This window comes from Tenacibaculum sp. FZY0031, assembly GCF_036350695.1.
In the GTDB taxonomy this organism is placed as follows: Bacteria; Bacteroidota; Bacteroidia; order Flavobacteriales; family Flavobacteriaceae; genus Polaribacter.
Genome location: NZ_JAZDVY010000001.1, coordinates 115,531 through 139,498, shown reverse-complemented (window position 1 = coordinate 139,498; position 23,968 = coordinate 115,531). Strand labels below are relative to the sequence as shown.

25 protein-coding genes are annotated in these 23,968 nt (G+C 32.5%); 24 read left to right on the top strand and 1 reads right to left on the bottom strand.

The annotated features are described in order from the left end of the window. Nucleotides 1-136 precede the first annotated feature (136 nt). The 17 genes from V1T75_RS00610 (at nucleotide 137) to V1T75_RS00530 (ending at nucleotide 18,082) form a co-directional block, all read left to right on the top strand. Nucleotides 137-1,183 (top strand): WD40/YVTN/BNR-like repeat-containing protein, encoded by a 1,047-nt coding sequence (locus V1T75_RS00610; protein ID WP_330486624.1) that lies wholly within the window; start codon nucleotides 137-139, stop codon nucleotides 1,181-1,183. 178 nt (nucleotides 1,184-1,361) lie between these two features. Further along, a complete protein-coding gene (locus V1T75_RS00605; protein WP_330486623.1) occupies nucleotides 1,362-4,307 on the top strand; it encodes an amidohydrolase family protein in 2,946 nt (981 codons plus the stop codon). A gap of 72 nt (nucleotides 4,308-4,379) precedes the next feature. After that, nucleotides 4,380-5,672 (top strand): amidohydrolase family protein, encoded by a 1,293-nt coding sequence (locus V1T75_RS00600; RefSeq protein ID WP_443082038.1) that lies wholly within the window; start codon nucleotides 4,380-4,382, stop codon nucleotides 5,670-5,672. Between the two features lie 421 nt (nucleotides 5,673-6,093). Continuing rightward, complete coding sequence (locus tag V1T75_RS00595) at nucleotides 6,094-6,891, top strand: TrmH family RNA methyltransferase (protein ID WP_330486621.1); 798 nt, start codon at nucleotides 6,094-6,096, stop codon at nucleotides 6,889-6,891. A 230-nt stretch (nucleotides 6,892-7,121) separates the two neighbouring features. Continuing rightward, on the top strand, nucleotides 7,122-8,246 hold the full coding sequence (locus V1T75_RS00590) for a hypothetical protein (RefSeq protein WP_330486620.1): 1,125 nt from the start codon (nucleotides 7,122-7,124) through the stop codon (nucleotides 8,244-8,246). A gap of 155 nt (nucleotides 8,247-8,401) precedes the next feature. Next, nucleotides 8,402-9,136: a Cthe_2314 family HEPN domain-containing protein gene (locus tag V1T75_RS00585; protein ID WP_330486619.1), complete on the top strand. Its 735-nt coding sequence runs from the start codon at nucleotides 8,402-8,404 to the stop codon at nucleotides 9,134-9,136. Between the two features lie 194 nt (nucleotides 9,137-9,330). Next, nucleotides 9,331-9,780: a hypothetical protein gene (locus V1T75_RS00580; protein WP_330486618.1), complete on the top strand. Its 450-nt coding sequence runs from the start codon at nucleotides 9,331-9,333 to the stop codon at nucleotides 9,778-9,780. Nucleotides 9,781-9,886: 106 nt separating this feature from the next. Next, nucleotides 9,887-10,345: a hypothetical protein gene (locus tag V1T75_RS00575; RefSeq protein WP_330486617.1), complete on the top strand. Its 459-nt coding sequence runs from the start codon at nucleotides 9,887-9,889 to the stop codon at nucleotides 10,343-10,345. 294 nt (nucleotides 10,346-10,639) lie between these two features. After that, nucleotides 10,640-11,734, top strand: coding sequence for a DUF695 domain-containing protein (locus V1T75_RS00570; protein WP_330486616.1), 1,095 nt, complete (start codon nucleotides 10,640-10,642; stop codon nucleotides 11,732-11,734). A gap of 83 nt (nucleotides 11,735-11,817) precedes the next feature. Beyond that, nucleotides 11,818-12,714 (top strand): ExbD/TolR family protein, encoded by an 897-nt coding sequence (locus V1T75_RS00565; protein ID WP_330486615.1) that lies wholly within the window; start codon nucleotides 11,818-11,820, stop codon nucleotides 12,712-12,714. 150 nt (nucleotides 12,715-12,864) lie between these two features. Further along, a complete protein-coding gene (locus V1T75_RS00560) occupies nucleotides 12,865-13,344 on the top strand; it encodes a hypothetical protein (RefSeq protein WP_330486614.1) in 480 nt (159 codons plus the stop codon). Between the two features lie 191 nt (nucleotides 13,345-13,535). Further along, nucleotides 13,536-14,231, top strand: a complete 696-nt coding sequence (locus tag V1T75_RS00555) for a hypothetical protein (RefSeq protein WP_330486613.1) — start codon at nucleotides 13,536-13,538, stop codon at nucleotides 14,229-14,231. Then, nucleotides 14,224-14,979, top strand: a complete 756-nt coding sequence (locus V1T75_RS00550; RefSeq protein WP_330486612.1) for a hypothetical protein — start codon at nucleotides 14,224-14,226, stop codon at nucleotides 14,977-14,979. The genes V1T75_RS00555 and V1T75_RS00550 overlap by 8 nt, the downstream gene beginning before the upstream one ends. A 250-nt stretch (nucleotides 14,980-15,229) precedes the next feature. Continuing rightward, nucleotides 15,230-15,994 (top strand): hypothetical protein, encoded by a 765-nt coding sequence (locus tag V1T75_RS00545; RefSeq protein ID WP_330486611.1) that lies wholly within the window; start codon nucleotides 15,230-15,232, stop codon nucleotides 15,992-15,994. A gap of 178 nt (nucleotides 15,995-16,172) precedes the next feature. After that, nucleotides 16,173-16,784 (top strand): outer membrane beta-barrel protein, encoded by a 612-nt coding sequence (locus V1T75_RS00540; protein ID WP_330486610.1) that lies wholly within the window; start codon nucleotides 16,173-16,175, stop codon nucleotides 16,782-16,784. Nucleotides 16,785-16,939: 155 nt separating this feature from the next. Next, the gene (locus V1T75_RS00535; RefSeq protein ID WP_330486609.1) at nucleotides 16,940-17,551 is read left to right on the top strand and encodes a DUF6624 domain-containing protein; all 612 of its coding nucleotides are present in this window, start codon (nucleotides 16,940-16,942) and stop codon (nucleotides 17,549-17,551) included. Nucleotides 17,552-17,689: 138 nt separating this feature from the next. Next, complete coding sequence (locus tag V1T75_RS00530; protein ID WP_330486608.1) at nucleotides 17,690-18,082, top strand: VOC family protein; 393 nt, start codon at nucleotides 17,690-17,692, stop codon at nucleotides 18,080-18,082. A 29-nt stretch (nucleotides 18,083-18,111) separates the two neighbouring features. Here V1T75_RS00530 and V1T75_RS00525 read toward each other — a convergent pair whose 3' ends face one another. Then, the gene (locus V1T75_RS00525; RefSeq protein ID WP_330486607.1) at nucleotides 18,112-18,960 is read right to left on the bottom strand and encodes an AraC family transcriptional regulator; all 849 of its coding nucleotides are present in this window, start codon (nucleotides 18,958-18,960) and stop codon (nucleotides 18,112-18,114) included. A gap of 99 nt (nucleotides 18,961-19,059) precedes the next feature. Here V1T75_RS00525 and V1T75_RS00520 point away from each other — a divergent pair, with 99 nt between their 5' ends. The 7 genes from V1T75_RS00520 to V1T75_RS00490 all read left to right on the top strand — a co-directional run bounded on the left by V1T75_RS00520 (nucleotide 19,060) and on the right by V1T75_RS00490 (nucleotide 23,965). After that, nucleotides 19,060-20,043 (top strand): polysaccharide deacetylase family protein, encoded by a 984-nt coding sequence (locus V1T75_RS00520; protein WP_330486606.1) that lies wholly within the window; start codon nucleotides 19,060-19,062, stop codon nucleotides 20,041-20,043. Between the two features lie 10 nt (nucleotides 20,044-20,053). Continuing rightward, nucleotides 20,054-20,941, top strand: coding sequence for a hypothetical protein (locus V1T75_RS00515; protein ID WP_330486605.1), 888 nt, complete (start codon nucleotides 20,054-20,056; stop codon nucleotides 20,939-20,941). Nucleotides 20,942-20,945: 4 nt separating this feature from the next. After that, on the top strand, nucleotides 20,946-21,413 hold the full coding sequence (locus V1T75_RS00510; protein ID WP_330486604.1) for a cupin domain-containing protein: 468 nt from the start codon (nucleotides 20,946-20,948) through the stop codon (nucleotides 21,411-21,413). Then, nucleotides 21,414-21,836, top strand: coding sequence for a DoxX family protein (locus tag V1T75_RS00505; RefSeq protein WP_330486603.1), 423 nt, complete (start codon nucleotides 21,414-21,416; stop codon nucleotides 21,834-21,836). 13 nt (nucleotides 21,837-21,849) lie between these two features. Continuing rightward, nucleotides 21,850-22,362 (top strand): GNAT family N-acetyltransferase, encoded by a 513-nt coding sequence (locus V1T75_RS00500; RefSeq protein WP_330486602.1) that lies wholly within the window; start codon nucleotides 21,850-21,852, stop codon nucleotides 22,360-22,362. 10 nt (nucleotides 22,363-22,372) lie between these two features. Then, nucleotides 22,373-22,759, top strand: coding sequence for a hypothetical protein (locus V1T75_RS00495; RefSeq protein WP_330486601.1), 387 nt, complete (start codon nucleotides 22,373-22,375; stop codon nucleotides 22,757-22,759). 99 nt (nucleotides 22,760-22,858) lie between these two features. Then, on the top strand, nucleotides 22,859-23,965 hold the full coding sequence (locus V1T75_RS00490) for an alkene reductase (protein ID WP_330486600.1): 1,107 nt from the start codon (nucleotides 22,859-22,861) through the stop codon (nucleotides 23,963-23,965). The last annotated feature ends 3 nt before the right edge of the window (nucleotides 23,966-23,968 follow it).

Here is a 23,968-nt window from a genome sequence, read left to right as displayed (position 1 = left end):
TTTCCTATTTTTAGTTCTGTAAAAATATCAAAAATATAAAACCAACATAGGTAAAGTAAACTTTCTCTATATGTTTGCTTATTATTTTAAATTCCTAGCGTTGCATATTCCATTTAAAAACGCCTAAAACAAACACATGAAACAATTATCTCTCCTTTTTTTTCTCTCTTTAACAATACTAGCTTGTAAACAAGAAAAGAAAGCTCCAAGAACTTTTGATACTATTAAAATTACCGAGTTTAAACAAGATAGCACAAGCATTAGAGCCATACTAGCAATTAGTAACAATGAATTGATTTATGCAGGCTCTAAAGGTGATATTACAACAACAAAAGATGGTGGTAGAACGTGGAAAACACAAAGCTTACAGTATAACGATACTATTATACCGCACTTTAGAAGCATTGCGAAGAATGGTGAAAACATATTTGCCTTATCGGTAGCAAATCCTGCACTATTATATAAAGGAAGTAAAAGCAAGTATGAATTAGTATATACTGAAGAGCACGAAAAGGTTTTTTACGACTGTATGCAATTCTTTGCCGACGGGAAACATGGTATTGCCGTTGGAGATCCTACAGACGATTGTCCCTCGATTATTCTTACCTCAGACGGCGGAAATACGTGGACAAAACTACCTTGCTCTCAACTCCCTATTTTTGAAGAAGGAGAAGCCTTCTTTGCAGCTAGTAACACCAATATTGCTATTGTAAACAATACCGTATGGATAGGTTCTGGAGGAACCAAAGCGCGTATTTTAAAATCTACCGACTTTGGGAACACTTGGGAGATTTTTGATACTCCCATTGTACAGGGTGACGGACCACAGGGAATTTACTCTATTGATTTTTATGATGAAAACCATGGAATTGCTATTGGAGGAAACTATTCGAAGCCAGAAGACAATAACGCTAATAAAGCAATTACTACCGATGGTGGTAAAACATGGACACTCGTAGCTAATAATATGAATCCTAATTATAAAAGCTGCGTACAGTACGTACCTAACACAAACGGAAAAGAAGTTTTTGCTGTTGGAAAAACTGGAATCTCCTTTTCTAACGATGGTGGGCATACTTGGAAACAAATAAGCAAGGAAAGCTACTATGCTATTCAGTTTATTGACAGTAATACAGCCTGGTTATCTGGTCATGAAAAGATTGGAAAACTAGTTCTTAACTAAACTATCGTAGGGCAAATAAACAAAGAACTATAAGAAAACCCATTTTAAGTTTATTAGGTAAGCCTTGGTGGATTAAATTCTTGGCTATCACAATGTGATTAATTCTTAATGTTTTGTTAAAAGGAATTGTTTTCCTTTTTAACTCTATATTTTTATAAGCTAATCAACTCAATTTTAAATGAAAAAAATACTATTCTTACTCTTATCCCTGTGTATTAGTAGCTCTTTTGCACAAGAGTACTTTCCTACTAACACAGGAGTAAAGTCATCCAAAAACAAGGTATATGCATTTACCAATGCTACTGTTTATGTTACCCCAACCCAAGTAGTAAAAAAAGGAATACTACTTATTAAAGACGGTAAAGTTGTTGCTGTAGGTAAATCGGTTACCATCCCTAACGAAGCACAAGTAATTAACCTAGACGGAAAATCTATATATCCCTCGTTTGTTGATGCTTATTCAACCTTTGGTATTGCAACTCCTAAACGTGAAAGCGGTCGTGGTAAAAGACCACAATACGATGCTGGCAGAAAAGGATATTATTGGAACGACCATATTCGTCCTGATGTAGACGCTGCTGCTGAGTTTAACTTTGATGCTAAAAAAGCCAAAGAATTATTGTCTTTAGGTTTTGGTGCTGTTAATACACACCTAGAAGACGGTATTATGCAAGGAAACGGAGTTTTAGTTGCTTTAAACCCTTATAGTTCTGATGCTTACAGAATATTGGACAAAGAATCAGGAAATTACTTATCGTTTTCTAAAAGCGCTAAAACACGTCAAAGCTACCCTACTTCACGTATGGGAGCCATGGCACTATTACGTCAAACATATTTAGACGCTGATTGGTATGCTAAAGGAAATGCAAAAAATACCGATTTGGCTTTAGAAGCTCTAAACAATAAAAAAGAGTTACCTCAAATATTTAATGCTGGTGGATATTTAGACAATGTACGTGCGGATAAAATTGGTGACGAATTTGGAATTCAATACACCATTGTAGGTGGAGGAAATGAATATGAAAGAATTAATGATATTAAAGCAACCAATGCTACTTACATTCTTCCTATTAATTTTAGAAAGGCATACGATGTATCAAACCCTTTTTTAGCAAATAAAATTGCGTTAAGCGATATGCGCTCTTGGAATCAAGAACCGGCAAACCCATCAATTTTAGCAAAAAACAAGGTTCCTTTTGCGTTAACTACCTATAAATTAAAAAAAGTAAAAGAGTTTAATAGCAATCTTCAAAAAGCAATTACTTACGGATTAGATAAAACTACAGCTTTAGAAGCGTTAACCACAGTACCTGCCCAAATTTTAAAGAATGATAAAATAGGGAATTTGAAAGCGGGTAGTTATGCCAATTTCTTAATTACTTCTGGTGATATTTTTGACAAACAAACTACTTTATATGAAAACTGGGTACAGGGTGATAAAAACACCATTAACTCAATGGATATTAAAGACATTACAGGTAAGTACACATTAACAGTTAACGGGAAATCGTACGATATGACCATTACTGGTAAAGGAGCTAAACAAACAGCTGCTTTAAAAAGTGGAGATAAAAAGGTAAACAGTAAATCGTCTTTTAGCAACGACTGGTTGCATATAACTCTTAAAGATGGTGACAACTACACTCGCTTAACAGCATTTGTTAAAAACAAACAACAAATTACAGGTACAGCTACCGACAATAACGGAAACGAAAGTACATGGAATGCTACTTATACTGGAAAAGCTGATGCTAAAAAGAAAGACGACAAGAAAAAAGAGACCACTCCTGAAGTAGTAGCTGTTTCATACCCTAATATCGGATTAGGAAACCCTACAGCTCCACAAAAAGAGACTATTTTAATTAAAAATGCTACGGTTTGGACTTCTGAAAACAACGAAGTACTAAACAATACCGATGTATTAATTAAAGATGGAAAAATAGCCAAAATAGGCACTAACCTATCTTCAAGAGGAGCTACAACTATTGACGGAACTGGTAAGTATCTAACCGCAGGTATTATTGATGAGCATTCACATATTGCTACTTCAGCAGTAAACGAATCAGGACATAACTCAACAGCTGAGGTTACTATTGAAGATGTTATCAACCCTAACGATGTAAATATTTACAGAAACATTGCGGGTGGGGTTACTTCTATTCAAGTATTACACGGTTCTGCAAACCCTATCGGTGGACGTTCGGCAATTATCAAACTAAAATGGGGAGAGAATGCAGACGGAATGTTATACAACAACACACCTAAGTTTATCAAATTCGCCTTAGGTGAAAACGTAAAACAATCTAACTGGGGAGATTTAAATACCATTCGTTTCCCTCAAACACGTATGGGAGTTGAGCAAGTATATATTGACTACTTCCAAAGAGCGAAAGAATACGATGCTAAAAAGAAAAGCGGACAACCATATCGTAAGGATATTGAGTTAGAAACCTTAGCTGAAATTATTAATAAAGAACGTTTTATTTCTTGTCACTCTTACGTACAATCAGAAATTAATATGTTGATGAAGGTTGCAGAACAATTCAACTTTAACATCAATACCTTTACCCACATTTTAGAAGGATACAAACTAGCCGATAAAATGAAAGAACACGGAGTTGGTGGTTCTACTTTTGCTGACTGGTGGGCATATAAATACGAGGTTAACGACGCAATTCCTTACAACGCAGCTATTATGCACAACCAAGGAGTTACTGTTGCTATTAATTCTGATGATGCAGAAATGTCTCGTAGACTGAACCAAGAAGCTGCTAAATTAATTAAATACGGGGGGTTAAGCGAACAAGAAGCTTGGGCTACTGTAACTATCAATCCTGCAAAACTATTACACTTAAACGACCGTACAGGTAGTATTAAAGAAGGTAAAGATGCTGATGTTGTAGTATGGAGCGGAAATCCACTTTCAGTATATTCTAAAGCAGAAAAAACAATTATTGACGGAGCTGTTTATTTTGATATTGAAAAAGACTTAGAAAAGCGTAAAGCTATTAAAGCAGAGCGTGCTAAGCTAATCAATATGATGTTACAAGAGAAGATTAAAGGAGGTAAAACACAAGCTCCTAAAAATAGAACTCAGAAATTATTTCACTGTGACACAGAGTAATCCTCACAGAGAAATTTAGTAAGATTAACTACTAAGTATAAACTAATAGTAACAAAAATATAAAACGTGAAAATTAAATATATATACAACATAATATGCTTCTTATGTATAGGAAACATAATAGCGCAACAAACACCAGCACCCAAGCAAACTGAAGCTTATAGTATTGAAGGTGCTACAGCGCATTTAGGAAACGGAGAAGTAATTGAAAATTCCTTAATCATGTTTTCTAACGGTAAAATAGCTCATGTAGGAAATGCTAATAGCAGAATTGCTCGTATGGGAACTGTTATCAATGCCAAAGGAAAACACGTATACCCAGGTTTTATTGCAGCAAACACCTCTTTAGGTTTAGCTGAAATTGATGCTGTACGTGCAACAAGAGACTTTGATGAGGTAGGTTCAATGTTACCACACATTCGTAGTATTATTGCTTATAATGCAGAAAGTAAAGTAGTAGAAACCATGCGTCCTAACGGCGTATTAATGGCACAAATTGCTCCACGTGGTGGTGTTATTTCTGGTACCTCTTCGGTAGTACAATTAGATGCTTGGAACTGGGAAGATGCAACTATAAAAACCGATGATGGTGTTCACATGAACTGGCCTCAGGTATTCTCGAGAGGTCGTTGGTGGATGGGGGAAGATCCAGGCTTAAAGCCTAATCAGAACTATCAAAAAAGCATTGATAAACTTACAGAATTTTTCGCCAATGCAAAAAGCTACCTAGCAGGTAACAAAACACCTAAAAACTTACCATACGAGGCTTTACAAGGCATTTTAAACGGTACACAAAGAATGTTTATACACGTATCAGGTGAAAAAGGAATTACTGATGCTGTAAATATTTGTAAAGAATTAGGCGTTAAAAACATCGTGATTGTTCGCGGACAAGAGGCTGAAAAAGTTGCTGACTTATTAAAAGCAAACAATGTACCTGTTATTTTAGAACGCGCTCACCGTTTGCCTAATGGTGAAGATGCAGATTATGACAGGCCTTTTAGAGCGGCTAAGATATTAACCGATGCAGGTATTTTAGTTGGTTTGGGTATGGAAGGAGATATGGAACGTATGAGCACACGTAACTTGCCATTTTATGCAGGAACGTATGCTGCTTACGGGTTAGGTAAAGAAAAAGCCTTGCAATTAATTACTCAAAACAATGCTAAAATTTTAGGTATTGACAACAATGTAGGAACCTTAGAAGTTGGTAAAGATGCTACCCTATTTATTTCTGAAGGCGATGCTTTAGATATGCGTACCAATATTTTAAAAGACGCTTTTATACAAGGAAGAAAAATCAGCCTAGAATCGCATCAAACAAAATTATGGAAGCGTTATGCTAATAAGTATAAAAACCAATAAACACCATCCTTAACGAAGGAGATAGCAAAATCTCATCAGTAGAACTTAAAAACATCATTCCGTAAAAAGAATGATGTTTTTTTATGCACGAATAGTACACTACTTCGGAACAAACTCACGAAGCATTTATAGAAAAAAAGTTCTTGATTTTCGAGGCAAGCCTCGGAGTAATAAACCCTTTGGCGGTGCCCATAAGCATGCGCTGCTGTACGAAACTTAATACAAGCTAGTACACCCCAAATTTTGGTTTTATTGAAGGTTCAAACGGTAGCATCTGGTGTGAAACAACAGTGGTGTTTGGTGTTGGGCAACAGTACTGTTGTTTGCCTAACAACAGCTATAGCTAGTAATTATTTCTTTTAGTAAGATGGTCTTTTATTATAAAACAGAATAGTACTTTTGTATTCAGATATCATAGCAAATGAAACAGATTAGTAGTACACAAAACGCCTATATAAAAGAACTTTTAAAGCTTCAAGAGAAATCTAGAGAACGTAAGAAAAAAGGATTGTTTTTAGTAGAAGGACAACGCGAAATTTCGTTAGTTGTTAAAGGAGGTTATGAAATAGACACCCTGCTGTTTGTTGCTGATATGTTTACCGAAGAAAGTGTAAACAAAATTCTAAATAAGGCTGCTAATTGTATAGAAATAACAAAAGAGGTATATCAAAAACTAGCCTATCGTGATACTACCGAAGGTATTATTGCTGTAGTAAAAGCTAAAAACTTCGATTTAGACGCTATTGAATTCAATACCTCTACCCCACTCGTATTGGTTATGGTAGGTATTGAAAAACCAGGGAATATTGGTGCTATGTTACGTACCGCCGATGCTGCTAAGGTAGATGCTGTTTTTATTGCCAACCCTAAAACGGATTTATTCAATCCTAATATCATACGTTCTAGTGTGGGTTGTGTGTTTACCAATCAGATAGCTACAGGTACTTCTGAAGATATTATAGCGTACTTACAAGAGCATAACATTCATATTTACAGTGCTACCCTACAAAATTCAAACGAATACCATAAAAACGACTATACAAAGGCTACTGCTTTGGTAGTAGGTACCGAAGCTACAGGATTAACGCAAGTTTGGCGAGACGAAGCTACTCAGAATATCAACATCCCTATGCAAGGAGAAATAGATTCTATGAATGTATCGGTTGCCGCAGCTATCTTAACTTTTGAGGCGAAACGTCAACGTAATTTTGTACAGTAAGGGTACTTATCGATATTGAAAACATCATTTTAACCGTACATTTTTGTACGGTTTTTTATTTTGTTTTATCTTGGCTAGCGCTTAATAAAGAGAATAAAAAATTGCTAAAAACTTCCGTTTATCACCTGTAATACTCCGGATAAAAGTAGTTTTTATTCTCTTATAACGAGTTGTGTGTAATTTGAGAAATTTTCAAATCATAAAATTTAGAAACTGTCAATAATACAAAAATGAGCAAAAGGAAATATTTCGCAATAGGCAGTTTCAATTTCGGTGTACAGAAAAAACCGCCATTTAAATTTTCAGGTTCAGAATACATATCGGAATTGGAAAAGCAATTATCTAATATTCCTAATTTAACTGAATTGATTATACAAACCGATGATGAGTTCCCTACCTATAATGAACAGATAACAAAAAAGACTGTTAATATTCAAAAAGACAAAGGTTCTTTTCCAGGAGCATTAATTCTTGATATTAGCTTTAATTTACACATTCCGTTTAAAAAACAAGCAAAATTAAAAGGAGTAAAAAAGAGACGTTTAAGAACATACACAGAAGATTTTAATATAAAAATATCAAGTAATTTTTATGTTCCAGTTGCAATAATTGAAAGTTTAAATCCAACAGAAAACACAGACCCATCAACCGCAGTTCAACTTGTTCGAGAATATCTAAAAAAGGAATTTAAAAAATCCAAACACGAATATATCCGCTTTGAATATTTAGGACCAAGTCCATTTCATTTAGACTGCTTTTTAATTCCTAAAAAAGACGATGAAAGAGATTGGTTTTTTGAAACGGATGAATTTATCCAGAAAGGATATAATAAACTAACCGTTTACTATAACAAAAAAGAATTTCAAAATGCTGATGAAGCAATGGAATTCTTTTCCGAATCAATTGTTGACGAGTTTGGCTTTTATTATGCATACCAACAAGGAAGAGTTAGTAAAATGCGTGAATGGCACAAAATACAAAAGAATGTTCATAAGCTATTAAAAATTGAAAAATCTAAAGGCATTGTTGGAGTTTATAAAAAGTTTTTCCAAAGACAAGGATTGATAGGAAAACTCTTTATTGGATTAGCAACATTCGAGGGACAAAGTATTTTCGATAATAATTTTTACCATAACAACTATAGCCAAACTTTTTTGATAGACGAGGATGTCTATTTTAAAAAGTTCATAGACAAAGAAATGGAAGAAAATCAAGATTATCCAATTAAGCAAACTACCGAATTGTTGAATTTTTTGGAATCAAGAAGAGTGAAAAGTGTAGAATTAACAATGGCAATTATCGCTGCAATTGTTGGAGGAGCAATAGGTTCATTAATAACAATCTATTTTCAGTAAAACTACGCACAACACCGTGTATAATTAATTGCGGCTTAATTTCCTCGGCGGAAATTCAATCTTATTAATTATCTTTCCGCAATATCGGAAAAGGACTTCCCTCCTTTTCCCACAAAAAAATCATACACAAAACCGTTAGCAATAACTAAAAAAACATGAATAAGACAGATATTTTCGCTGCTGCTTTAGTAGATGATGTTGCTAAAATTTATTCAGCACATATGAAAATTGCCATTGATACGCAACAAGAATTTGCGAACATTGGAAGTGATAAAGAAAAATATCTAAAAGAGGTATTTGTCAATTATATGACAATTAAAAATGCCATTGATAATTTGAAATTTATTGAAACTTATTTAAGTATTGACCCTATCCCTGAACATTACTTAGAAAATGGAATAAGTGAAATCGAATATTATAGACATCACATAGAAAGTTTTCATATAAAATGTGCATCAATCATTGATTACATAACTCTTTTACTAAATCATACACTAAGACTAGGGATACCTAAAAGAAAATGTAATGTATATAGTATAACTGAAAACACAATTTTAAAAGAGTCTGAATTAATTACCAAACTAAAGGCATTAGAAAATGAGTTTAAAGAATTAAAATCCAATAGAAATAAAATAATTCATCAAGGAGATTTTGAATCTGAATCTATAAAAGATATTGACTCTACTTTAATTAACGGAGATGGATTATTTGATTTTGGAGAAGTATTAACTGAATACTTAAAAAATGAGAAAAAAGAAAAAATACTCAAAACAATTGAAAATTTGAATGAACAAATTTCTAAAATTGAATTTCATTTAGGCGAAATTCTTGAACAACTAACTCCATATATTCAAGAAAAGATTTCTCACTTTGAAATTAATGAAAAATAAACTATTGCTAACAATGTATAACCACAATTACGGCGGATTCGACTACCCTTCGACTTCGCTCAGGGCAGGCTAAATCCACTCGGAAATTGCTAACATCAGTGCTTAACCGAAAATTAACGTATATTAACCCTAACTGACAGTTATACCAGACCGTTGACGTGCATTAGAAAATGAATAAAACCTTAAAGAAATTTTTGATTTGGACTGCTTCAATTATCGGAATTGGAATTATTGGATATGTTGGATTTGTAGGCTTTGTTATTTACACTTTCAGTAATGGCTGCGGAATGGGTGATGGACCTTTTGAAGCTATTCATATTGACCAAATTAAATTAACTGAAAATGCGGAGCAATTTGACCTTTCAGACAATGGCAAACTGATTTTAGAGAATCGAAATGACACACTTTCTCCAATTATTACCTTAATAGAAAATGGAAAAATCAAGTGGACTTTGGATACAGATACAAGAAACACAAAAGGGTATGAATCGACAAGAATTTGGGAAATAAGCAATATGACAATAACAAAAGATTCTGACCCAATAAAGCTTAGATTTACGGGACATTGGACATATGGAGCGGAAACAGGTTCTATGGAAATTGATAGAGAAGACGGAAAAAATAGCTTCTGTTTGAGTTGGTAGAAAAGTAAAAACGTTTGTTTTCGCTTGATGGCAACCGAAAGTGAAGTGCTTCCCTACTCCCGCACTAATCATATCGAAGCCTTTAGGTTCAAATCGAAAAACTGATATGAAAAAAAACAAAGACAGAAAACATATTGAATGGACACCTATTTTCGACATAAAAAATAGCGGATATTTTGCTGGAGTTGATAATGACGGAAATTGGTTTGCCGATACAGCCGAAGGGCTAAAACCACTCGATGAAGGTGGCGGAATTGGAATTCTACCAATACTCGAAATGACAAGAGCTAATTTTAACTCATATATTAACCATAAAATCAAGTCGGCTGATTTAAAAGCTGATTTAAAACTATCGGATTTAGTGAATAAAATAATACGACTGAGTTTCGGAATTTCTACCTATTGGGCTGAACTCGGAATTGAATGGCTGGACGAAAATGAAATTGATAATGACTTAAAAAGCAAACTGAATTATTTGATTGAAAATAAAAAACACAGTCAAAATTTCAGACATAAAGCATATACAAAAATAAAGCGATACGAAAGAAAAAGAACCAACACCTAACAATATATAACCATAATTCCGAATGAATTTATAACTTACTTATTGAAAGCTAAAAAACAAACTACTTTAAACCGTACATTTTTTTTTATTTTGTTTTATCTTGGCTAGCGCTTAACAAAAAAAGAATAAAATTGCTGTAGACTTCCTTTTTTTTCAAAACAAGTAAGCTTAGCAATAAATATAAAAGAACAGTAAAGTACTCTTATAACTCCTTTTTGGTTGTATAACGATGTATTTTACATCTATATAAACAAGTTATGTGCAAGCAAGAAAAAAATCCGAACCAATAAGAATATGAGTTTTTTAAAATCAATATTTAGTGTAAAAGAGAAACCTATAAACTCATACTCTGACTTTTGGAATTGGTTTGAGCAGAACGAAAAGAAATTTCATAAAGTTCTTAAGGAACAAGGCAATATCAACAAAGTGTTTTTTGACAAACTCGCACCAAAACTCAATGAATTGAAAGATGGATTTTGGTTTCTTGCAGGAATGTATGATGACAACAAAGCGGAGTTAATATTGACAGCCGATGGAATAATCAAAAATATTGTATTTGTTGAGGAATTGGTTCAGTCAGCACCGAAAATGAATAATTGGAAAATTACTGCACTCAAACAACCGTCTGACCTAAATCAATACGGAATTGAAATGGACGGATATAAATTTGACGAAACTAAAATGGACTTTTATTCAACTGACCATAAACAAATGCCAGACGAGATTGACATTACGATTACTCACAAAGATTTCAGCGAAGAAAACAGAGCTGTAATGACAAATGGCGTTTATCTTGCTTTAGATAATTCTCTTGGTGAATTGAATTCAGTTACCACGATTGACAACGTGAATATAATTAATCCGAAAGATGCCACTTCGGACTTAATCCCATTAGAAAAACTAAAAGAGTTTTTGACTTGGCGAGAAAAAGAGTTTGTTGAAAAATATAAAGGCTTTAGACACAACACAGAAAACGATAACTATTCTGGACTCGAAGCGACTTTAAAAAACGGACTTCCATTAGTTGCGGTAATCAACACAGATTTATTGAATTGGGACAGTAAAGCTTCTCATCCTTGGATTGCAGTAATGGAAATAAAATATGATGGAAAAAATAACAACGGAATGCCTTCCGATTCCGCTTATCAACTTCTCAACGAAATTGAGGATAAAATAATGGACGAATTAAAAGATTCTGACGGTTATTTAAACATTGGAAGACAAACTGCAGATTCTATTCGAGAAGTATATTTCGCCTGTATCGAATTCAGAAAGCCATCAAAAGTATTACACAAAATAAAAAAAGAATATATAACTAAAATCGAACTGGACTTTGACATTTATAAGGACAAATATTGGCAATCATTTAACCGATTTAGTCCGAATTAAAAAAGCCCAGCACATAACAAAGGGTATATTGCATAGCTTCCTAACGTCAGTAACGACAACATACCCGGAACGTTAGGTAACATATGAAAAAACTGATATTCACATATTTGACTTTTGGAATTTTTACAATTTCCTGCAATTCTCAAACATTGAGAGTTGAAGACAAATTAATGAATTGTATTTATCAAAATTACGAGGATAATGGAACAAAATTCAAAAAAGCACTAACTGGATTTGAGCAACTACTTATAAATGAAAAAATATTAAAAGATAGTAGTGGTAAAAGCTATGTTGCAATCTTTGAAAAGATAATTGAGGAAAACGATTTTAACTATAATCCATCCAAATCATTTTTGGACAAAATAATTGATATCGGAATGCCTCAATTGGAATCCTTTATTAAATGCCAATCGGAATTGAAAGAAAGTGAGTTCATTAAAAGTAATGAATTGCAAAAAGTATTTGATTCACTTAAAAAGTCTGATAATTTTTCACCTTCGACAGTAGCAAAAGGAATTTTAACTGTATTGAATTCTGAGGACTTTGAACTTGACTATTATAAAATGAGTGTGTTTTTCTTATTCGACACCATTTCTTATGTCAACGATGATGGATTAATTAGGAAACTTCCAGAAATTCAAGAAAACGATACCAAATACGATTTAAGTAAAGCTATAAACATATACATCGATGGAAACAATCAAATTTTTGCAAATAAAAAGAAAGTAGATATTGACGAACTGAAAATTGTAATAAAAGAATACGAAGAAAAGAATAAATCGGAATCAATTATAAGCTTAAAGGCAGAAAGGGAAACTATGTATAAAACTTACATTGATGTTCAAAACGCAATCGTAGGTGAAATCAAAAAATTAAGATCTCAACTTGCAAAGAAAATATATAGCAAAGAATTGGATAGTCTGACTAAAGAAGAAATGCTTGAAATTAGAAAAGTTTATCCTCAAAAATTAATCGAATAAAATACGTGCCTAACAATGGCTATAAACAATTGCTATTACAAGCCTATCCTGAAAATCCGCAAGGATTTTCAGTTTGGTGTGTACTTGCAAAGTTTCGTGCTAATCCACGAAACTACTCATAGCCGGAGCTGTTGACAAACAAAATATCGAATGAAAAAACATACAATCTTAATTACAATATTTCTTGTTACCGTAATAAAAACCAATGCGCAAGAATTGACTTGTGAGGATTTTAAAATTGGAAAATTTTATATTCCACAAACTCAAGAAATAAGTAAATATACAATTGAAGTAAGTGACAGTATAATAGAAATGACTGATAAACGAGATTTATCTATCAAGAAATGGATTGTAGTTAGAGAAAAAAACACTCAAACCGAATGGAAAAACGGAATCGGAAATGGTGTTCCTGAGCATGAAGTAATTGAGTGGATTGACGATTGTACTTATCGATTGACTTATGATTCTTCAAAAATGGAATTGAGCGAGAATAAAAAGTGGGTAAATGAAAATAAGGGAATTGTTGTAACTAAAACAAAAATTGAAAATAACTGTTTGTATTACAAAGCAACAATGACGACAAACGAAGGGCAAAAAATTTCGCAAAACGGAATAATATGCAAAGAATAAAAATACTATATACAATAACATATAACCGCTATTACGATGGTTTCGACTACCTTTCGACTTCGCTCAGGGTAAACTGAATCCACTTGGAATTACTAAAGCCTATGTAAAACAGTAATTTTAATGAAAATCAAATCTGTAATTAACGGCCATATAAAACAATTCTAGGCAATTAAAACCAACCAAATCATGTAATGAATGAATATTTAATAATTACTTTAATCTTTCTAGTTTATTTCTCACCTGTTTTCTATCAATTATATCTTGCTATAAAGGAAAATAAAGGGGGAAATACAATTCCGCTAAAGAAGTTTAAAAAATTCTTGAAGTATAGTGTTATGATAATCATTCCTGTAATAATCGGATTTGGACTTTTAAGCCACACGAACTATCTGAATTATGAAAAACCATTGACTTTTGACAAATACGAACAGATTTCCTTTGAAAACTTCAGAGGTCTTGAGTTTTTCAAAAAATCACTTTACGGCAATGAAAGATTTGCATACGTTGTTACTTCAATAGAAAGCGAAATTGATGATAAAACCGTAACTATCCAGTCATTTTTTCACCCTTCACGCTCATTTGTTTACAAAAAGAATACGAATAGTAAAGAGCTTCTAGCACATGAAAAATACCATATTAAAATAACCGAATTGTTCACAAGAAAAGCGAAAGAAAAAATATCTAAACTAAATAAGTTTAATGGAAAAAAAATCGAGGAAATAATTCGACAAGCTGAACAAGACGAAAGAAATTTCCAAAGACAATATGATTATGACACTTTTCATAGTTATGTTTTGAGCGAACAAAAAAGGTATGAAAAAGAAGTTGACAGTTTATTAAATTTGCTCACTGAATATAAAGAACCCAAAATAGAATTTAATGATTAGAATTATCCTTTTTGCTATAATCAGCATAACATTTACTAATTGCAATACTGAAAAACACAAATTTCCACTTGACAAACGCTACTGGGACTTAAATGACTACGATGATGCAGTTTTAGAACTTAACTATGGATATGAAGCTGATGAAAAACTGCCAACTTTTGACGACCCACAAACAAGAATAATCGTAGAAAAACTAACTGACCAACAGAATTTCAATATTGTACTTGATGACAATGAATTAGGGTTAAAACATAGAAATAACGTTGCAGAAAAGTTCTTCAACGAATGGAAAGATATGAATAACATCTACGATGCACTTAACAGAAAAGACCAATATTTATATGATAAAGAGATGCTTGCTGTTTGGCACTTTGGTTTAGAACTTCAACTAAAATATTTCAAATTAGGAAATGACCAAATTAAGGAAAATGCAGACGACCCAAATTCATCAAGAGTTAAGAACAATATTAACTCAAACATTAAAACACTAATAAACAACTATCTAATTTATTTAGACGAGATAAATAACGAAAAGGCATTTACAGAAAGTGGAAAAAATAAACTTGCAGATGGAATTGACAAATACTTTCCAGCCTTGATTGAACGTTATTCAAATGCAAATTACAGCGGAATGAAAAATAAAGCGGAATTGATGTTAAAAAAATCGGATTCGGACAAAATTAAAGCATCGTTGAATAATTTAATTGAACTGATTGACTCGAAAAGCAAAAAAGAAACTGAATTCTAATAAAATTTAAAACCACACTCAACTATATATAATTACAATTGCGGTATCCTCATAACTTATCTTATATGAGCTAAAAAACAAACTACTTTCAACCGTACATTTTTGTACGGTTTTTTATTTTGTTTTATCTTGGTTAACGCTTAACAAAAAAGAATAAAATAGCTATAGAATTCCGTTTATCACCTGTAATACTCCGGATAAAAGTAGTTTTAGTTCTTTTATAATGAGTTAGCTTGCATTAATAACAGATATGGAAAAAAAGATATACCCAAATAATCCACTAGGAATAATTGCAATTTTCGTTTTCTTTATAGAAGCAATTACTGCTGCATCATTAGGTTTTTTAAAAGACAATGATGAACTATTAAAAATGATTGTCATATTTATAATATCTTTTCCTTCGATTATAGCTTTACTATTTTTTTCCATTTTAATTTTCAAAAGAGAAATTCTTTTTGCGCCAAGTGATTATAAAGACGAGGGTAATTTTATGCAAATTATTTCTCAAAAATTTGACAAGTTAGAAACTCAACAAAAAGTAAATCAAACAGTTAATCATCCCCCAACGAAAGTAGACGATGTCTATATTCTTGTAGATAAGTTGTTAGATCAAAAAGAATATAAAAACATAGTTCGAATTGGCAGAGCATACCTAAAACTTGATGAAAATAAAAAGTGTTTTAGTTTTTTTGAATACGTATCCAAGAAAATGCCAAAATCAGATGATTTTTATTATACGGTCATAGCCAATTGTGCATACAGCAAAATAAGATTAAAAGAATTTGACAAGGCAATAATGTATTTAGATGAAGTTGAGAGTATTTTAGGAAAAAAAATGGAAGTATGGCATCTTACCGCTATGGCATACTCATTATATATGCTTGGAAGAGAGGCTTCGTTTAATGAATATATGGATAGAGCTAAAAAGCACATTGGATTTAATGATGAACTGAAAACATCAAGAGAGTTATATCCTGAGTTGTTAGACCATTTAATAGAAGTTGAACAAAAATAAACGCAAGCTAACAATGGCCATAAACAATTGCTATTACAGGCTTATCCTGAAAATTCCTACGGAATTTTCAGCTTGTCGTGTACTTGCAAAAGTCCGCGCTAACCCACGCAACTGTTCATAGCCGAGACCGTAAGCAAGTAAAAACCAAGAACACACATTTAAAATCGAAAAATAAAATATGAAATATTTAATCTGCTTTGGACTTTTTATAAGTAGTTTGTTATGTATTGGTCAAACGAGAGAAAAAGGAAATATCGAGTTAACACCAATAGTTGGATATAGTGCATCTTATCAATTAGACTCTTTCCTGTTTGGCTCATCATCTGTTTCTGGAATTCAGTTGGGAATTTATGGAAACTATTTTTTTAACAGCCGATGGAGTTTGCGTACTGGATTAGTATACCAAAAAATGGGGACTAACGATGTTGACCTTGTAATTTTCAACAATGAATATTCAGAAAGAACAAATTATATTACCGTTCCATTGACTGTAAATTATCATTTCGGAACAAAGCGCAACTGGTATGTGAATTATGGAATAGGCATCGGATTTTTGACTAACGCGGAAGGAGATTATAATGATGGAAATGGATTTGTTGATATTAATAACTTGGCGAATTCAACACTATTTGGAATTAACGGGGGAATTGGGTATAAGTTCAAAATATCTCCAAAATTTCTAATGGTAATTGAAAATTCTAATTTAATTGGATTAACAGACTCTACCGAACAGAAAAGTGGAAAGAATTTTTACATGAGTTTTAATATTGGTGCTATTTTTAAAATCTAAAATATTAATAATACCAGCTACCAACAATGTATAACCGTAATTACGGCGGATTCATAAACTTAGCATGAAAACTAAAAAACAAGCTACTTTCAACCGTACATTTTTGTACGGTTTTTTATTTTGTTCTATCTTGGTCAACATTAATGAAAAAACAAATGAAAAAGACGAAAGTATTCCTAACCATTTTTATAACACTAGTATTAACTGTGTCTATATTCTTATTTATAAACAGAGACAAATTTGCTTACGTTGGCTCTGTTGACTATATAGAAGTAGACTGCAATAAAAAAAGTGAAATTCTCAGTGAGGTCTATAAAAGTGACCAAAAAATTAGACGAGAAGGTGAGTTAATTAAGTACGCTAAAGAAGACCACAGAAATCAAGAATTAATTATAAGTATAATTGAAAAATGCGGAATGCCAACTTTAAATGAAGTAACGCAGGAACAAATGAATGCAATCTGGTTAGGATTGCAACATAACGCTGAAAATAAATATAGAATAAAATATTTTCCTCTTATTGAAAAAGCTGTAAAAAATGGTGATTTGAGCAAAGAGCAATATGCCCTAATGAAAGATAGAATCTTAATGCATGAGGGGAAACCTCAAATATTTGGAAGTCAAATTAAGAACGGTAAATTATATGACTTAGAATCGCCAGAAACTGTTAATAAAAGAAGACAAGAGATGGGACTAGAACCAATAGAAGACTATTTAAAAAGATTTGGCATTTCGTACAATACTACCCATAACATTGATTATAAATAATTAATTGTTCTTACCTACTTTTCTATTTTTTTTTCGGACCTTCAATTTGGTTTGTATTTGCTACAATTAAGTACCTAAACACATTTACATCAAACTGAAAAATGAGGTTTATATTATTTATATCATAAAAAAGCTATTATGAAATACGGATACACTATACTTTATGTTGAAAATGTAAAAGAAACAAGTAACTTTTACGAAAAAGCTTTCGGTTTTACCCCTAAATTTATCACGCCTGAAAATGATTATGGTGAGTTAATTTCAGGAGAAACAACCATTGCTTTTGCCTCTTATGAATTAGGAAAATCTAACTTTAAAAAAGAACTCATCAAAGCAAATACATCTAGTAAACCTTTTGGAATAGAAATGGTTTTTGTGTCTGAAAATATAGAAGCCGATTTTAAAAAAGCGATTGATATGGGAGCTATTGAATTTGAACCAATCAAAGAAAAGCCTTGGGGACAAAAAGTAGGCTATGTAAGAGACATTAATGGTTTTTTAATAGAAATTTGTTCGCCTATGAAGGCTTGAGCGCTATAAGCGACTTAATACACGTATATTTATTTTGAAGTCTGATATTCACTCGGATTTTTACCCGCGTACTTTTTAAATGTTTTATTAAAATGACTTGAGTCTGTAAAACCTGTTTTCTCAGCAATTTCACCTATGCTTAAACTACTTTGTTTTAACAAGCTTTCTGCCATTTTTATTTTGGTTTCCATTATATAACGCTGTAAGGATATACCTGTATGTTTCTTTACAAAAATACCGACATAGTTTGGTGATAAATGAAACGTTTCTGCAATAACATCAACCTTAATAAGCTCTTTATTTTGTACATTTTGTCGTATATACGTCAATATTAAATCAACCTTATTCTTATCGTAAACATGTCCGCTATTTTTTAATGTAGACTTTAAGTTTCTCGACAGTATAATCAACAAAGCTCCAAACAACTCAGATAATACATTACGACTATAGGTTAACGGACTATGCAATTCACTTTTTATCAAATGATAAAGCCTAAAGAGTTGCTCTTTATCTGTTGCGCAACTAATTACACTTTTAGCAACAATATTCTGATGAAAAATTACTGCTTCTAAATTCTTTCTCCAATAAGTACTTGTAGAAAATGTAGCCTTTTCTAAAAACATCTGTTCTGTAAATTTTAGCACCCCAAACCTTGTTGGTTCTCCAATAATAAACTCATGTTCATCCTTTGGAGTTAAAAAAAACAAATCTCCCTCCTTATAATCAATAACACTTTCGTTTAAAACATGTTTTCCACTTCCCTTTAAAACAAAAGTTAACTCAAAAAAATGGTGCTTATGCTTTGGATAGCCCCACTCCTTTTCTGCATCGAACTCAAATACATCTAAATTCTTGGTAATATAAAATCGTTGCGTCATCAGAATGTTTTTATACAAATATACAATGTATTCATACAACAATATAGCTTAAAATAGCTATTAATTTTGCTGTCACAACAGTCAATTAAACAATATAAAATGAAAAATAATAGCATTATAGCACTAGTTATCATCGCAGTAAGCTTAACATTAAATGCCTGTAAAAAAGAGCAAAAAAAGACACGTAAAATAAGTTCTACTTCAACAAAAACTGTAGCAAAAAAAAGCTATTGGCCTAACGGAGCACAATTAGTTATTTCTTTTTCAATGCAGTTTGAAACAGGAGGACAGCCTGAAGGAGCTGAAAGCCCTTTTTCAGGAAACCCATTACCTAAAGGAAATCCTGATTTACCTGCTGAAAGTTGGTTTCGTTATGGAGCAAGAGAAGGAATGTGGCGAATGATGGATTTATGGGATAAACATAACATAAAAGTAACCTCTCATGTGGTAGGTGAAGCTGCAATAAAATACCCTGAAATAGCTAAAGCTATGGCTAACAAAGGACACGAAATAGCTGCTCACGGAATTGCTTGGGACGATCAATGGAATTTAAGCTACGAGGAGGAACTTGCCTTTGTTAAAAAAGGAATTGACACAGTAGAAGCAATTACAGGAAAAAGAGGACGTGGATACAATGCCAACTGGTTACGTAGAAGTCCCAACACTCTTAAAGTTTTACAAGAACTTGACTTTTTATATCATATTGATGATGTAAGTCGTGATGAACCGTTCATTACTAAAGTAAGAGGTAAAAACTTTGTTGTAATGCCTTATACGTTGCGTAATAACGACATTGTAAATATTGCAGGTAAAAACTGGTCGCCAGATCAATTCTTATTCCAACTAAAAACAGAATTCAATCAGCTTTATAAAGAAAGTGCCTCTAAAAGAAGAATGATGAGTGTGAGTTTACACGACAGAATTGGAGGTACTCCAGCAGTAGTGAATGTAGTCGATCAGTTTATTGAGTATGCAAAACAACATGAAGGTGTCGTGTTTATGCGTAAAGATGATATTGCTAAAATGGTGATAAACGATCCAAATACCCCAATTGATAACGCCGAATTAAAATTTAACAAATAAGAGTACCAACATGAAACATGCAATCTATTTATACCTTGTACTTAGTACACTAACGATTATTAATGCACAAAACAAATTACCTTTTCAATTAGAAAAAGACTGGGAACTAGAAGGCTTAAAAAATCCTGAAAGTGTAGTTTTTGATAAAACAAACCAAGTATTATATGTATCTAATGTAAACGGTGCCCCTACTGATAAAGATGGTAATGGTTTTATCTCTAAAATAAGTTTAGATGGAGAAATAATAGAACTAGAATGGCTTAAAGGACTGGATGCTCCTAAAGGACTTATTATTCACAAAGGAAAATTATACGTTACGGATATTAATACTATTGTTGAAGTTGATATAGCGAGTAAACAAGTCCAGCGATTTACAGCCAAAGATGCTACGTTTCTCAATGATATTATTGCTGATAAAAAAGGAAATATTTATGCTTCTAACACTTTTGGATTTAGTGCTATTTACAAACTCCCAATTAAAGGAACAAGAAAAGTTGAACTATGGCTAAAAGATGATAAATTAAACATGCCTAATGGCTTATCTCTATCAAAAAATAATCTAATAACTGCTGGCTGGGGAGTAGATTTAGATGCTAAAACATTTGCTACTAAAACACCAGGGCATTTGGTTAAAATCAATTTAAAAACAAAAAAAATCAAACCCATAAGCCAACCATTTGGAAACTTAGATGGACTGAGCGAAACCTTACACGGTTTTTTCATTACTGATTGGTTAGCTGGAAGCCTATTCTACTTAAAAAAAGGAAATGATACAGGGCAGTTTGTAATTGATTTACCTCAAGGAAGTGCTGATACCTACTTTGACAAAGCTACCAAATCATTATACATCCCTTTAATGTTGAATCATAAATTATTGAAGTATCACTTTAAAAAGTAACATCATGAACATAAAACTAATATTCTTAGGTAGTTTCTTAACTTTTTTCGGACAAATAGCTGCACAAGAAACTACTACACTTCTAGGTAAAAAAGTAGAAAATATTCAAGTTATAAACTTTGAATCCATGCCACATGATACCATTAGCGAAGGAATTACACGACAATGGTTTCATGGTGCCAAAGGGCAAATGGCCTATTTTCATTTAAAAAAAGGTGCGCATATTCCTATGCACAAACATCCCAATGAGCAAATTACCTATATCCTTAAAGGAAAAGTGAAAATTAACACTATTGATAAAGGAAAAAGAAAAACCTATATCATCTCTGCTGGTCAAGTAATTGTTTTTCCAGAAAATGTATCTCACGAATTTTTTGCACTGGAAAACACACTTGATTTAGATGTACATGTACCCGTAAGACAAGATTGGTTGACTAATGAACTACCAGCATATTTAAAGAAAAGTAAATAAATGAAAACCACACCTAAACAAACAGCATATACATTGCTACGTATTACCATGGGGATCAATTTTTTCGGACATGGATTAGCAAGATTGCCAAAAATCCCTTCATTCCGTGACTGGATGCTAAGTCAATTTCAAGAAAGCATACTTCCAGAGTCTCTTGTGTATGCTTGGGCTACCGTACTCCCCTTTATTGAGTTTTTTATAGGGTTCCTATTAATCATTGGTCTATTTACTTACAGAGCAGCTATAATAGGCGCTATTGTCATTGTAATATTGATTCTTGGCTCGTGTTTAACAGAGCACTGGGAATGGGCAGGTGGTCAAATGTTATATGCCTTGTTTTATTTCTTTATTATAAGTCAAGTATCAGAAAATAAATGGTCTCTCGATAATAAATTGTTAGCACCCAAAAGTTACACCCCGTAAATAATCAAAATAAATGAGTTCACAATATCAAACTGAGAGGTTAATCATACGACCAACAACTACCGAAGATGCTGACTTTATTTTCAATTTATTTAACTCTCCTAAATGGATTGAAAACATTGGAGATAGAAACATAACTTCAACGACTCATGCAAAGCTATATATTGAAACAGTTATGCTTAAACAACTCAAGCAATTAGGATATTCTAGCTATACTGTAATTAGACAATCTGATAATGAAAAAATAGGAACTGTGGGACTTTATGATCGTGAGGGAATTGATGGAATTGATTTTGGTTTTGCCTTTTTACCTCAATTTGAAGGTAAAGGGTATGCCTTTGAAAGTGCTTCAAAAATAAAAGAAGTAGCTCTAAATAAATTCAAAATTCAAAACCTAGTGGCTATTACACGTCCTAGTAATGCTGGCTCTCAAAAATTACTCAATAAATTAGGTTTCAGCTTTAAAAAAGACATCATTCTTCCTAAGCATGAGTTTCAAGAATGGTTATTATATGCTATAAATTAATATCCTCCTTATGAAAGTAGAAACCATAAACACCGCTGGAAATTGGTCTGTACATTGGACAGAATCCTTAAAAAAAGCCATTCAATTAGGAGTTAATAGTCATAAAATTGGACAACAATTATTATTAGAAAATAAACGTGTTAAAATATGGCATATTGAATTGGAACCCGGAAAAACTCTTCCGTTTCATAAACATGATAAACCTTATTTTTATGTTTGTCATACAAGGGGTAGCTCTCGTTCCTATTTTTCTAATGGTGCTGTAATTGAAACATCCTATGAACCTAATGATGTTAAGTACTTTAACAATTTAAATACTAAAAATTTCTTTATACATAATCTAGAAAACATAGGTACTACCACCCTACATTTTACAACTGTAGAGTTTGCGGAATAACACAATGTGTTTTCACAAATAAAACATAAAATTATACAACAACAACATTTTAAAACCATAGTAAATTTGTACTATTAAACAATTAAAACTTTGTAAATCATGGCTTTTAAAAAATTATATCAACCCTATAATAAAAATGGCTTGACATTAAAAAACAGGTTTTTAATGGCTCCCATGACACGTTCTAGAAGTTCACAGCCTGGTGATGTTCCTAATGAATTAATGGCTGAATATTATGGACAAAGAGTTTCCGCAGGAATAATTATATCTGAAGCTACTCAAGTTTCATTACAAGGAAAAGGCTACGCTAAAACACCCGGAATTTACACCCAGGAACAAATGGAAGGTTGGAAATTAATTACTGACGAAGTCCATAAAAAAGGAAGTAAAATATTTTTACAACTATGGCATGTTGGTCGCGTATCTAGTTCAAAAGTAAACGGACTGCAGCCTATTGCTCCTTCTAAAAAAGCAGCCAAAGACACCAATGTTTATATTTTTGATGGAGCACCTAATGGTGATGCTACTTTTGTACCTGTAGAAGAACCTAGAGCAATGACAAAAGCAGACATCAATCAAGTAATTGAAGAATTTAAAACAGGGGCAAAAAATGCTATTAAAGCAGGTTTTGACGGTGTTGAAATTCACGGAGCCAATGGATATTTGATAGATCAGTTTTTAAGAAGTAATTCTAACCAACGAACTGACGAATATGGGGGAACTAAAGATAATAGAGTTCGATTACTAACCGAAATCACTCAAGCAGTTGCTCAGGAAATAGGTAATGAAAAAACCGGAGTTCGCCTCTCCCCTTTTATTAGTTTTAAAGACATGAACGATCCTGAAATATTAGACACTATAATGATTGCTACTCAAGAACTTGAAAACATTGGAATTACCTATTTACATCTAAGCGAAGCAGATTGGGATGATGCTCCTGAAATTCCTAATGATTTTAGACAGAACCTACGCAAAACATTTAACAAAACTATCATTGCTACAGGAAATAAAACACCTGAACAAGGGGAAGATTTATTAGAAAAAGGACTGGTTGATTTAATTGGATTTGGACGCAATTTTTTAACCAACCCCGATTATCCTAAGCGAGTAAAACTTAATGCTCCATTAAACAAAATAAGTGACACACATACCCTATTTGGTGGCGGGAATGCGAGAGGTTATACAGATTATCCGTTTTTAAAATAAGTA